Genomic DNA, 12,331 nt, shown 5'->3' with positions numbered 1-12,331 from the left:
AAAGTGAAGGAATGAACAACCTCCGAATCGACGGCGACCTCCCCCGCGAGACCCCGCTCCCGCACAGCTGGGCGGCGTGCGTCGGCGCCGGACGGGCGAACGAGGCGCTGCGGGCGGACTGGCAGCGGCAGTTCACCGAGGCCGTGGCCGCCTGCGGCTTCCGCGCGGTCCGCTTCCACGGCGTGTTCCACGACGACATGTTCGTGTACCGGGAAAGCTACGGCCACGGGTTCGGCCGGAACTCGCCCCTCGCCGCCCCCGTGCACACCTTCAGCTACGTCGACAAGGTGTTCGACTTCATCGTGGAGTCCGGCGCCCGCCCGTTTGTCGAGCTCGGGTTCATGCCGCGTGAGCTGGCGACGAAACAGGAGACCGTGTTCTGGTGGGGTGCGCACTGCAGCCCGCCCAACGACATGGGGCGCTGGGCGGAGCTGGTGGCGCGCGCGGTCGAACACTGGATCGGCCGGTACGGGCTCGACGAGGTGCGCCAGTGGCGGTTCGAGGTGTGGAACGAACCGAACCTGGTCCCGCACTTCTGGACCGGCACCAAGACGGAGTACTTCGAGCTCTACGAGCGGACCGTGACGGCGATCAAGGCGATCGACGCCGGGCTGAAGGTGGGCGGGCCCGCGACGAGCGTCTTCGTGCCCGACGACCGGTACCGCGGCGAGGTCGAGGACCGCTCCGCGATGCACGCGACGGCCAGTGCGTCCGATGTGGACGCTCTCGACTGGCGTCCGGTGTGGATCGAGGACTTCCTCGGCTGGTGCGCCAAGCGCGACCTGCCGGTCGACTTCGTGTCGACCCACCTGTACCCGACGGACTTCGCCTACGGCGCCGACGGCGAGGCGGTGCAGATCGCCCGGTACGCCGACGCCACGTTCGACGACCTGACCGTCCTGCGTCAACTCCTGGCGGACAGCCAGTACCCGGACGCGGAGGTCCACATCACCGAGTGGTCCACCTCGCCGTCGGCGCGGGACTTCATCCACGACACGGTGTTCGCGGCCACCTACATCACGCGGGCGTACCTGAAGTGCGTCGGGCTCGCGGACTCGATCTCCTACTGGACCTTCACCGACGTGTTCGAGGAGGGCGGCGCCGGGCTCGGGCCTTTCCACGGCGGCTTCGGCCTGGTGAACGAGAGCGGTATCCACAAGCCGACGTTCCACGCGTTCCGGATGCTGAACGGGCTCGGCGACCGGCTGCTGCTCGCGACGGACGAGGGCGTCGTGACCCGGGACAGCCGGACCTCGGCGCTGTCCGCGGTGTTCTTCAACTACCCGGGCAAGCTGGCACTGAAGTCCACCGGTTCGTACCCCGAGACGCGGGCACTGGCCGAAGCGGGACCGCACCGGCGGGTCCGGCACACGATCAGCGGCCTCGAACCGGGCACCACGTTCCTGGCCGAGGTCCTGGACTGGGAGCACGGGAACGTCGCCGAGGCCTGGTACCAGCTCGGTTCCCCGCTGAACCTCTCCCGCGCGCAGAGCGAGTACCTCAGCGGCGTCGCCGACGCGCTCCGGAGGTTCACGCTCACGGTCACCGGCGACGGCACGCTCGAGATCGATGTGGAGCTTCCGCCGTGGGCCGTGATGTCGGTGCGGCAAGCTGACTGAGGTGTCCCTCCCGCGAAAGGAAACCACCATGTCCCAGGCCCGTCTGGTCGTCGATCCCGCGTTCACGGTCGGCGAGGTCGATCCGCGGTTGTACGGGGCGTTCGTCGAGCACCTCGGCCGCGGCGTGTACACCGGGATCTACGAACCGGAGCACCCCAGCGCCGACGAGCACGGCTTCCGCGGCGACGTGGCGGAGCTCGTCACCGAGCTGGGGGTGCCGGTCCTGCGGTACCCGGGCGGGAACTTCGTCTCGGGTTACCGCTGGGAGGACGGCGTCGGCCCGCGGGAGTCCCGGCCGACCCGGCTCGACCTCGCGTGGAAGTCGGTCGAGACCAACGCCGTGGGCACGGACGAGTTCTGCGCGTGGAGCCGGCGGGTGGGCGCGGAGCCGATGCTCGCGGTGAACCTCGGCACGCGTGGCGCCGACGCGGCGGCGGACCTCGTCGAGTACTGCAACCACCCCGGCGGGACGTACTGGTCGGACCTGCGGCGGAAGAACGGGACGCCGGATCCGCACGGGGTCCGGTTGTGGTGCCTCGGCAACGAGATGGACGGCCCGTGGCAGGTGGGGCACCGGACCGCCGACGAGTACGGGCTGCTGGCGTCGCGGACGGCGCAGGCGATGCGGCTGGTGGACCCGGACATCGAGCTCGTCGCGTGCGGGTCGTCGGGTGCGGCGATGCCGACGTTCCCCGCGTGGGACGCGACGGTGCTCGAACACTGCTACGACCACGTGGACCACCTGTCGCTGCACTCCTACTACCAGGAGCGGGACGGCGACCGGGCGAGTTTCCTGGCGTGCGCCACGGACATGGACGCCTACCTCGACGCCGCCATCGCCACCGCGGACCACGTGCGGGCCAAGGGGCGCCACCGGAAACGGCTCGGCTTCGCCTTCGACGAGTGGAACGTGTGGTACTCGCAGGGAACGTCCGTGGAGCGGGACTGGGAGCAGGCGCCGCGGCTGCTGGAGGACCAGTACAACGTGGTCGACGCGGTGGTCGTGGGGAACATGCTGATCAGCCTCCTGCGGCACGCGGACCGGGTGCGGATCGCGTGCCTGGCGCAGCTGGTGAACGCGATCGGCGCGATCCGCACCGAACCGGCCGGGCCCGCCTGGCGGCAGACGATCTTCCACCCGTTCGCGCTGACCAGCCGCTACGGACGCGGTGCCGTGCTGCGCCCCGCGATCACGTCGCCGCGGTACGAGACCGAGCGCTTCGGCGAAGTTCCGGTGCTGGACGCAGTGTCCGTCCAGGGAGAGGACGGGATCACGATCTTCGCCGTCAACCGCGATCAGCACGAGCCGCTGCCGCTGACGGTCGATCTTCGTGCCTGTCAAGGCTTGTCCCGGGCCTCCCACACCTACCTCGGCGGGGGAGATCCCCTGGCGGCCAACACGGCGGACGATCCCGCGCGAGTGGTGCCCCGCGCCGGGGAAAGCCACGGCGTGGACGCCGGTGAGCTGGCGATCACGCTGCCCCCGTTGTCCTGGAACATGATCCGGGTCACGTCGTGAGCGCGAACTCCGGCAGGGTGAGGGCCGGGTGGGCAGGCCGCCCCTGCGCGGGTGGCATCGCGCTGAGCCGCGCAGGCGTTCGTTGCGCTGTTCCAGTGCCTCGGCGGTCGCCGGGAACAGCGTGGCGCCGCCCTTGCCCCCGGCCCGCGAGGGAACCGGCGGCGCGGCCGGATCGCGGAACGCGGCGAACGGCTGCTCCGGCAGGGCGAAGTTCAGGAAGGCGTGCACCTCGTCGTCGTCGCCCACGGCGTAGAGCGCCGCGGCCCTGCCCGGGGTGTTCCTCCTGACGGTCTCGTGGGACAGCCCGAAGGTGTTGCGCATGGGGAACACGGCGAAGCGGTAGCCGAGGTAGCGGTGGCCCGTGGGTCACCGCTACCTCCTACTCGCCTGGGGCGGGTTGTCGATCCGGAGACGTTCCACGACGGCTGGTTGCGCACCGGGGACATCGGGAGGATCTCCCCCGGACGGCTTCCGCACGCTCGTGGACCGCGCCAAGGACGTGATCAAGTCCGGCGGTGAGTGGATTTCTTCGGTGGTCCTGAGGCTCAGCGCAGGCCGCCCGAGGCGAAGAGGACGTCGCCGGTGATCCAGGCGGCCTCGGCGGAAGCGAGGAAAGCGACCACGCGGCCGATGTCACGGGGCTGCCCGAGCCGGCCCAGCGGCGTGGCTGCGACGGCCCGTGCGACGTTCTCGTCGTTGATGAGCCCGAGGTTCCGGGCGCCCTCGGTGTCGGTGGCACCGGCCGCGACGGCGTTGACCCGGATGTGCCGCGGGCCGAGCTCGTTGGCCAGCACCCGGGTCAGCGTGGTCACAGCGCCCTTGGTCGAGGTGTGGAGGGCCGAGCCGGGCGTGTTGCTCGCGATGCCCGAGGTCGAGATGTTCACGATCGACCCACCGGCCACGGGCACCTGCCGCACGAAGGCCTGGCAGGTGAGGAACACGCCGAGCACGTTCGTCCGGTACTGCCGCTCGAACTCGTCCGGCGTGATTTCTTCCAGCGGCTGGAAGGAGTAACGGGCGGCGTTGTTCACCAGGGTGTCGACCGGACCGAGAGCGGCACCGGCCTGGTCGAAGAGCCGCTCGACGTCGGCGGGGCTGCCGACATCCCCGGCCAGGGCCACGGCCCTGCCGCCGTGGCCGACGATCTCGGCGACGGTCCGTTCGGCGGCCTGCGGGTCCGTGGCGTAGTTGACCGCGACCGCGGCGCCTTCCGCGGCGAGCGCCACGGAAATGCCGCGGCCGATGCCTTTGGCGCCTCCGGTCACCAGAGCGGTACGCCCGTGTAGATCGATCATCAGTGCGCTCCTCGTTCGCGGCAGTTGATCACCAACGGAGGCGACGCTAGCCAGGTGGCTAGCCATTCGTAAGTACATACCTACAGGTAAGCTCCGTTCGTGGGACAGCGACCAGAGATCCTCGTCGGCGGACGGCCGGTGCACTCGCGGGACGTCTTCGCTGCGGACTGCCCGGTCCGGCCGATCTTCGACGACATCACCAGCCGGTGGGCGACCTTGGTCGTGGGCCTGCTGGCGAACCGGCCGCACCGCTTCTCGGAACTCGCGTCCGCCATCGGGGGCATCAGCGAGAAAATGCTTTCCCAGACCCTGAAAGCGCTTACCCGGGACGGGCTCGTCGACCGCGCGGTGACCCCGACCGTGCCGATCCAGGTCACCTATTCACTGACCGCGCTGGGCGCCGATCTGGCGACGCACCTGGTCGGCCTGGTCGCGTGGGTCGACCGGCACACCGACCGGATCCACGAGGCCCAAGCCACCTACGACGAGGACACGCCGGTCCCTCCCGCCGTGGCGAACCGGAGGCGCGGCGGCGCGTGAGGTCCAGCGGCGGAGGGTGCCTTCCACGGGCCATCGGCTTTGGCTCGTCCTGAACCGGCCGACCCGCGCCGTCAGCGGCGGAGGCCGTCCAGGAAGGCGTCGATCATCTGGTGCTGCCGCTTCGGCGTCGCCGCGCGGGGGGTGAGGGTGCCGAGCACCTGGGCGCCGTTGAGGAGGGCGAGCAGCTGCTCCGTGACGACCTCGTCGTCCGTCATCGTGCGGACCGAGCCGTCCGCGCGGCCTTGGCGCAGGAAGCGGAGGATCTGCTCGCGCCAGACGGACATCGCGTCGACGAAGACGGACTCCAGCTCGGCGTCGGCCAGTGCGCGTTGCCAGAACGGGAGCACGACCCTGGCTTCGAGGATCGTCACCTCCTCGACCGGGACGGCTTCGAGGCAGAAGATGCGCAGCGCCGCCAAACCGGTCGCGTCGCCGAGCCGTTCCCGGATGCGCGTGTTCGTGCTGTCGAAGACGTGCGTGAACGCCGTCCGGATGATCGAGTTCTTGTCCGGGAAGTAGTGCTTGAGCGCGCCGTGGGCCATGCCGAGCGCGGCCGAGATCGCCCGCATCGTCGTCCCGTCGATGCCCCGTTCGGCTATCAGCCGCCACGTCGCCTCGGCGATCTCGGCACGGCGGCGGTCGTGGTCAACCTGCTTCGGCACGGCTCCCACCGTAATCGGTCGGCCCTTGCGTTTCCCGCTGCGGTGACGCATCCTTTCGTCTACACGTGGAGAAAAACGGAGGTCGCCGATGCCCGCCGCACCACCCCCGCATCCGCTTTCGCCCCTCACCGCCGACGAGATCACCCGCGTCCGGCACGTGCTCGCCGACGCGGGCCTGCTGCCCGAGAGCGCGCGGGTGGCCTACCTGGGCCTCGAAGACGCCGCGCCCGAACGGACCGTCCGCGTCCTCCTGCACGACCTGGCGGACCCCGGCGGCCGGGACGTGCTGGTGTCGCTCGCCGCCGGGACAGTGTCCGAGGAACGCAAGCTCGACCCCGCCGTCGACGGGCAGCTGCCGGTGCTGGACGAGGAGTTCGCGCTGGTCGAGGAGGTGCTGGCCGCCGACGAGCGGTGGCTGGCCGCGCTGGCGGCACGCGGGCTCGACGTGGCGAAGGTGCGGGTCGCGCCGCTGTCGGCCGGGGTGTTCGAGTACCCCGAGGAGACCGGGCGGCGGATCCTGCGCGGTCTGGCGTTCGTGCAGGAACACCCGCGCGACCACGCGTGGGCGCACCCGGTGGACGGGCTGGTCGCCTACGTGGACGTGCTGAACAAGACCGTGGACCAGGTCATCGACCTCGGCGCCGTGCCGGTGCCCGCCGAATCCGGCAACTTCGACGACCCCGCCGTCACCGGTCCACTGAGGACGACCCAGAAACCCATCGTGATCACCCAGCCCGAGGGACCCAGTTTCACGCTGGAGGACCACCTGCTGCGGTGGGAGAACTGGTCGCTGCGCATCGGTTTCGACGTCCGCGAAGGCCTTGTCCTGCACGACATCTCCTTCCGGGACGGCGACCGCGACCGGCCCGTCGTGCGGCGCGCGTCGATCTCCGAGATGGTCGTGCCCTACGCCGATCCTTCGCCCGTCCGGTCGTGGCAGAACTACTTCGACACCGGCGAGTACCTCATCGGCCGCTACGCCAACGCACTCGAACTCGGCTGCGACTGCCTCGGCGAGATCACCTACCTCGACGCCGTCGTGGCCGACGAGTTCGGTCATCCCCGCGTGCTGCACAACGCCATCTGCCTGCACGAGGAGGACTACGGGATCCTCTGGAAGCACACCGATCTCTGGGCGGGTTCGGCCGAGACCCGCCGCCAGCGCCGCATGGTGATCTCCTTCTTCACCACCATCGGAAACTACGACTACGGCTTCTACTGGTACCTCTACCTCGACGGCACCATCGAATGTGAAGCCAAGGCCACCGGGGTCGTGTTCACCTCCGCGCACCCCGGCAAGGGCTACGCCTACGCCTCCGAACTCGCGCCCGGCCTCGGCGCGCCCTACCACCAGCACCTGTTCAACGCGCGCCTCCACATGGCCGTGGACGGGCCCACCAACCTCGTCGAGGAGGTCGAGGTCCAGCGCGTCCCCGCGGGACCGGACAACCCGCGCGGCAACGCTTTCACCCAGCGCCGCACGCCACTGCGCACCGAATCGCAGGCGCAACGCCTCGCCGACAACCGCGTCGGCAGGGTTTGGCACATCACGAACCCCCGTTCCCGCAACCGGCTCGGTGATCCCGTGGCCTACGCGCTGGTTCCCGAAGGCAATCCGGAATTGCTCGCCGATCCGGATTCCTCCATTTCCCGCCGCGCCACCTTCGCGACGAAACACCTGTGGGTCACCCGTTACGACCCGGCCGAGCGGTACGCGGCGGGAGATCTCGTCAACCAGCATCCGGGCGGCGCCGGGTTGCCCGCGTACGCCGCAGCCGATCGCGACATCGACGGGCAGGAAATCGTCGTCTGGCACACCTTCGGGCTCACACATTTCCCGCGTCCGGAGGACTGGCCGATCATGCCGGTCGACTACACCGGTTTCAAGCTCAAACCGGTCGGTTTCTTCGACCGCAACCCCACGCTCGACGTCCCGCCGAACCGGTCAGCGCATTCCTGCCACTGAATCGCCACGGGAGGACAAGCGCCGTGCGCGCTCGTCCTAGGTGTTTTTCGCCGCAAGTCCCTAGGGTTTTCCGAAAGAACCCCCTCGACGTGGAGGAGAAATGGGCGAAGCTTTCATCCCGGTCGGCGCCCTCGGCGAAGGTTTCGCGCCGGACGCCGACCTGCTCGAACCGGTCAAGGATCTTTCCGGGACGCGTTTCGCGCTCGACCTCGACGGGCCGCGTGCTCTTTCGATCAACGACGGTGTCGCTTCGTGGGGTGAGCACGAGGACGTTCCGGTGCGGGTCACGTCGATCCGCGACGGTCTGTACCTTGTGGACGGTGTTGCCGGGGAGGTCTCGACGACGTTCGTGCTCGACACCGACGCCGGCCTCGTCACCCTCATCGAGGGCAGGCTGCCCGGCCCCGAGGCACGTGCCGAGTCGGCGTACACCCGGGTGCAGCGCGGTGAGGAGCCGACCGGTGTCACCGCGCGGATCAGGCACGGCGCGATCGACGGCTCCACGGCGGCCCGGCACGCGCCGACCCGCGAGCTGGTCGGCCTGCGCAACCGCTACACCTACTCGCCGAACGAGGTCTACGAGCACATCTACCTCTCGCCCGGGCGCTACACCTGGCACTGCCTCCGCGGCGTCGAGCAGGGGCTCGCCGACACCGACGCCTGCCACCACATCGCCGTCCGCGACAAGCTGACCTTGTTCGTGTGGCGGGAAAAGATCGTGCCGACCCTCGGGGTCATCCTCATCGACCTCGAAGCCCTGCACACCGACGGCAAGATCTTCGGCAACGACGGCTTCGACACCTCCTCGCTGGTGAACTTCCCGGTCGGGGCGGGGGCCGAGATCGTCAACAGGACCGACTGCTCCGCCTTCGAGGAGTGATTCCGTTGTCCGGTAACGAAACCAGCCTTCGCGGGCACCTCGGGGTCAGCGGGATCGTCTTCCTCGTGCTCGCCGCCGTGGCCCCGCTCACCGGCATCATCGTCATCGGCGGGATCGGCATCGCGGTCGGCACCGGCGGCGGTACCCCCGTCATGTTCCTCATCGCGACCGTGGTTTTCCTGCTCTTCGCGGTCGGTTACGCGCAGATGGCGAAGAAACTGGTCAACGCCGGGGGTTTCTACGCCTACGTGGTGCGCGGGCTCGGCCGCACCGCCGGGCTCGTCGCGGCCTTCGTCGCGGTCGTCGGCTACAACTGCTTCGTCGCCGGGGCGGTCGGCACGAGCGGGTTCTTCACCTCCGCGGTCTTCGACAGCGTGTTCGGGCTGAACGTGCCGTGGTGGATCTGGAGCCTGGTGTCGGTCGCCGGCGTGTGGCTGCTGACCAGGGCGGGCATCGATTTCTCGGCGAAGGTGCTCGGGGTCGCGCTCGTGTGCGAGGTGTCGATCCTGCTCGTGCTCGACGTCGTCATCCTCTTCCGCACCGGGTTCTCGTTCGACGTGTTCCGGCCCGAGGTGTTCGCCACCGGTTCGGTCGGCCTGGGACTCCTCTTCGCCGCCAACGCCTTTGTCGGGTTCGAAGCGACCGGGTTGTTCGGCGAGGAGGCACGCGACCCGAAACGCACGATCCCCCGCGCGACGTACGTGGCGATCGTGTTCATCGGGATCTTCGCGGCGGTGACCACCTGGGCGATCGTCTCGGCGCTCGGAGTGCGGAACGCGGGTGCGGCGGCGGCCGACCACCTGGCCACCGGTGACCTGGTGTTCTCGGTGTCCGCGGAGTACCTCGGCACCGCGCTCACGGACGTCATGCGGCTCCTGCTGGTGGTGAGCCTGTTCGCCGCGTTGCTGGCGCTGCACAACTCCGCGTCCCGGTACCTGTACGCGCTCGGCCGCGTCGGCGTGCTGCCGAAGCCGCTGTCGCACACCCGGCGCAAGAACGGCTCACCCGTGGTCGCGTCGACGGTCCAGCTCGTGCTGGCGACCGTGATCGCCATGGCGTACGCCGTGGCGGGCGCGAACCCGGTGACCTCACTGGTCGCCGCGTTCACCGGTATCGGCACCCTCGGCATCATCGTGCTGCAGGCGATCGCCGCCACCGCCATCGTCGTGCACTTCCGGCGGGTGCGGGACGCCCGGTGGGGCAAGACGTTCCTCCTGCCGCTGCTCGGCGGCATCGGCTTGTGGACGGTGACGGTGCTGGCGTTCGTGAACTTCCCGCAGCTCGCGGGCAGCGACAGCCCGGTGATCACGCTGCTGCCCTGGCTGCTGCCGGTCGCCGCGGTGCTCGCGGTCGTCGTGGCGGCCGTGTTCCGGTCGGCGAAGAAGCACATCTGGGACTCGCTCGAGCAGGACCTCGACCGGGTCGCGCAGCGGGCGGCGGAAAGGACACCGCAGTGAGCACGTACCTCGTCACCGGCGGCGGCACCGGCATCGGTGCCGCCGTCGCGGCCCGCCTCGCGGACGACGGCGGCGACGTCGTCATCTCGGGTCGCCGCCGGGAACCGCTGGAGGCGGTCGCGGCGGCGCACCAGCGCATCACCGCGATCCCCGCGGACGCCGGAAATGGCTCTGCGATGCGGAAACTGGTCGAAACCGTGCGCGAGCGGTACGGCTCGCTCGACGGCGTGGTCGCGAACGCGGGCGGGCACGGCTACGACAAGGTGGAGAACACGAGCGACGAGGCGTGGCAGGCGAGCCTCCACGCGAACCTGACGACGGCGTTCGTGACCGTGCGGGAGTCGCTGCCACTGCTCGCGGCGTCCGGTGGCAGCGTGGTGATCGTGTCGTCGCTGTCGGGCCTGCGTGCGGCTCCGGAGACGGCCGGGTACACGGTCGGCAAGCACGCGCTGCTGGGACTCATGCGCTCGATCGCGCGGGACTACGGCCGCCGCGGTGTGCGGGCCAACGCGGTGTGCCCCGGCTGGGTGCGGACCCCGATGGCCGATGAGGAGATGGCGGTCCTCGTGCGTGAAGGAGGCGCGGCCGACGTCGAATCCGCTTACGCCACCGTGACGAAGGACGTGCCGCTGGGCCGTCCCGCGGAGGCCGCGGAGATCGCGGGCGTGGTCGCGTTCCTGCTGGGCTCCGACGCGGCTTACGTCCACGGCGCGACACTCGTCGTGGACGGCGGCGCGCACGTCGTCGACGTCCCGACCCTGGCGTTCACATGAACCTCGGTCTCGACGACGCGGTGGTGCTCGTGACGGGAGCGGCGAGCGGCATCGGTGCCGCGGTCGCGGCGGCGGTGGCGGAACACGGCGGCAGGCCGGTGCTGCTCGATCGCGACGGCCCGGCGGTCGAACGTACCGCGGAAAAGTTGGGACCGCCCGCGCTGGCGATCCGGACCGACGTCACCGACGAGGAGTCCGTGCGCTCGGCTGTGGGCACGGCGCTCGACCGGTTCGGCGGTATCGACGTCGTCGTCACGTGTGCCGGGATTTCCGGTCCGGTGGGGGAACCGCTGGAATCGGTGGGGCTCGCGGACTGGCAGGCCGTGTTCGCGGTGAACGTGCTGGGCGCGTTCCTCACCCTCAAGCACGCCCTGCCCGCACTGCGCGCCTCCGGCCGGGGTGCCGCGGTGGTGCTGGCCAGCGACTCGGCGCTGGTCGCCGCGCCGGGCATGGTGCCGTACTGCGCGTCCAAGGCCGCGGTGGTGCAGCTCGCCCGCGCGTTGTCCGTCGAAACGGCGGGAGCGGTTCGGGTGAACGCACTCTGTCCGTCCGTTGTGGACACTCCCATGAGCCGGGCCGACCTGGGCGGGTTCGACGGCTTTCCCGTGCACCGGCCGGAGGACATCGCCGCGCACGTGCTGTTCCTGGCGTCACCACTGGCCGCCGGGATCTCCGGCGCGAGCCTGACGGCCGACTTCGGCTACTCGGCGCGGTCGGCCTTTCCGGCCTGAGCCGCTCATGCAGAAAGAGAGAGGACATGCAGACTTACGACGAATTGCTGGCCGCGGTTGCCGCGCGAGAGGGCTTCGAGGTAAGGGATCCGGCGACGGGTGAGGTGCTCGGTTACGCGCCGGATCGCACTGCGGAGGATTTGAGTCGTGCTGTGTCGGCGGCGCGGGTGGCGCAGCCGGGGTGGGAGGCGCTGGGGCATGAGGAGCGGTCCCGTTTGTTGCGTGTGGCGGCGGATGCGGTGGAGGGTGCGTCGGCTGCGTTGGCGGAGTTGATTTCGCGGGAGCAGGGTAAGCCGTTGAACGGGCCGGGGAGCCGGTTTGAGGCGGGTGGTGTGGCGGCGTGGTTGCGGGCGGCGGCGGATATCCCGTTGGAGCCGGAGCAGGTGGGGGAGTCGGCGGTGTTGCGGTATCGGGCGGTGGGGGTGGTGGGGGCGATCGGGCCGTGGAACTGGCCGGCGTTGATCGCGTGCTGGCAGTTGGCGGGGGCGTTGCGGATGGGCAACACGGTGGTGCTCAAGCCCTCGGAGTACACCCCGTTGTCGGTGCTCGCGTTGGGGGAGATTGTCGGGCGGGTGCTGCCGGAGGGGGTGTTGACGGTGCTCTCGGGTGGCCGGGAGTTGGGGGCGGCGGTGGTGGCCGAACCCGGGTTCGGGAAGTTGATGTTCACCGGCTCCACCCGTACCGGGCGGGCGATCGTGGCCGCCAGCGCGGGGAACCTGCCGCGGTTGACGCTCGAACTCGGGGGTAACGACCCGGGTATCGTGCTGCCGGACGCCGATCCCGCGGCGATCGCCGAGGATCTGTTTTGGGGTGCGTTCATCAACACCGGGCAGACGTGTGCGGCGTTGAAGCGGTTGTATGTGCACGAGAGCCTGCACGACGAGGTGGT

General features: G+C 70.1%; 11 protein-coding genes and 1 pseudogene. 10 read left to right on the top strand and 2 right to left on the bottom strand.

The window, feature by feature from the left end; genetic code table 11:
* Window positions 1–11: 11 nt before the first annotated feature.
* The 3 genes and pseudogenes from BMZ92_RS19130 to BMZ92_RS38830 all read left to right on the top strand — a co-directional run.
* A complete protein-coding gene (locus tag BMZ92_RS19130) occupies window positions 12–1,619 on the top strand; it encodes a GH39 family glycosyl hydrolase (protein ID WP_091509447.1) in 1,608 nt (535 codons plus the stop codon).
* Between the two features lie 28 nt (window positions 1,620–1,647).
* Window positions 1,648–3,138 carry an arabinosylfuranosidase ArfA gene (gene arfA, locus BMZ92_RS19125; RefSeq protein WP_091509444.1) on the top strand — a complete coding sequence of 497 codons (1,491 nt, stop codon included), beginning with the start codon at window positions 1,648–1,650 and terminating at the stop codon, window positions 3,136–3,138.
* Window positions 3,139–3,491: 353 nt separating this feature from the next.
* A pseudogene (locus BMZ92_RS38830) lies at window positions 3,492–3,679 on the top strand (fatty acid--CoA ligase); the annotation flags it as partial.
* Between the two features lie 4 nt (window positions 3,680–3,683).
* Here the strand turns inward: BMZ92_RS38830 and BMZ92_RS19115 are convergent.
* Window positions 3,684–4,433, bottom strand: coding sequence for an SDR family NAD(P)-dependent oxidoreductase (locus BMZ92_RS19115; protein ID WP_091509442.1), 750 nt, complete (start codon window positions 4,431–4,433; stop codon window positions 3,684–3,686).
* A gap of 99 nt (window positions 4,434–4,532) precedes the next feature.
* Between BMZ92_RS19115 and BMZ92_RS19110 the strand changes: the two genes are divergently transcribed.
* Window positions 4,533–4,973: a winged helix-turn-helix transcriptional regulator gene (locus BMZ92_RS19110; RefSeq protein ID WP_091509439.1), complete on the top strand. Its 441-nt coding sequence runs from the start codon at window positions 4,533–4,535 to the stop codon at window positions 4,971–4,973.
* Between the two features lie 71 nt (window positions 4,974–5,044).
* On the opposite strand, the gene BMZ92_RS19105 is transcribed toward BMZ92_RS19110, so the two are convergent.
* Window positions 5,045–5,635 carry a TetR/AcrR family transcriptional regulator gene (locus BMZ92_RS19105; protein ID WP_091509438.1) on the bottom strand — a complete coding sequence of 197 codons (591 nt, stop codon included), beginning with the start codon at window positions 5,633–5,635 and terminating at the stop codon, window positions 5,045–5,047.
* 88 nt (window positions 5,636–5,723) lie between these two features.
* On the opposite strand from BMZ92_RS19105, the gene BMZ92_RS19100 reads away from it, so the two are divergent.
* The 6 genes from BMZ92_RS19100 to BMZ92_RS19075 all read left to right on the top strand — a co-directional run.
* Window positions 5,724–7,601 carry a primary-amine oxidase gene (locus tag BMZ92_RS19100; RefSeq protein ID WP_091509435.1) on the top strand — a complete coding sequence of 626 codons (1,878 nt, stop codon included), beginning with the start codon at window positions 5,724–5,726 and terminating at the stop codon, window positions 7,599–7,601.
* Between the two features lie 100 nt (window positions 7,602–7,701).
* Window positions 7,702–8,481: a MoaF C-terminal domain-containing protein gene (locus BMZ92_RS19095; protein ID WP_091509433.1), complete on the top strand. Its 780-nt coding sequence runs from the start codon at window positions 7,702–7,704 to the stop codon at window positions 8,479–8,481.
* A 5-nt stretch (window positions 8,482–8,486) separates the two neighbouring features.
* Window positions 8,487–9,938: an APC family permease gene (locus tag BMZ92_RS19090; RefSeq protein WP_091509430.1), complete on the top strand. Its 1,452-nt coding sequence runs from the start codon at window positions 8,487–8,489 to the stop codon at window positions 9,936–9,938.
* Window positions 9,935–10,711, top strand: a complete 777-nt coding sequence (locus tag BMZ92_RS19085) for an SDR family NAD(P)-dependent oxidoreductase (protein WP_091509428.1) — start codon at window positions 9,935–9,937, stop codon at window positions 10,709–10,711. The genes BMZ92_RS19090 and BMZ92_RS19085 overlap by 4 nt, the downstream gene beginning before the upstream one ends.
* Window positions 10,708–11,442: an SDR family NAD(P)-dependent oxidoreductase gene (locus BMZ92_RS19080; RefSeq protein ID WP_091509425.1), complete on the top strand. Its 735-nt coding sequence runs from the start codon at window positions 10,708–10,710 to the stop codon at window positions 11,440–11,442. The genes BMZ92_RS19085 and BMZ92_RS19080 overlap by 4 nt, the downstream gene beginning before the upstream one ends.
* A gap of 26 nt (window positions 11,443–11,468) precedes the next feature.
* Window positions 11,469–12,331, top strand: an 863-nt coding sequence (locus BMZ92_RS19075) for an aldehyde dehydrogenase family protein (RefSeq protein WP_143249895.1), incomplete at its 3' end; no start/stop codon positions are given.

The sequence above is a fragment of the Amycolatopsis sacchari genome, from assembly GCF_900114035.1.
GTDB lineage: Bacteria > Actinomycetota > Actinomycetes > Mycobacteriales > Pseudonocardiaceae > Amycolatopsis_E > Amycolatopsis_E sacchari.
Note: the sequence above shows the minus strand (reverse complement) of the source record. Positions and strands in the feature narration are given on the sequence as shown.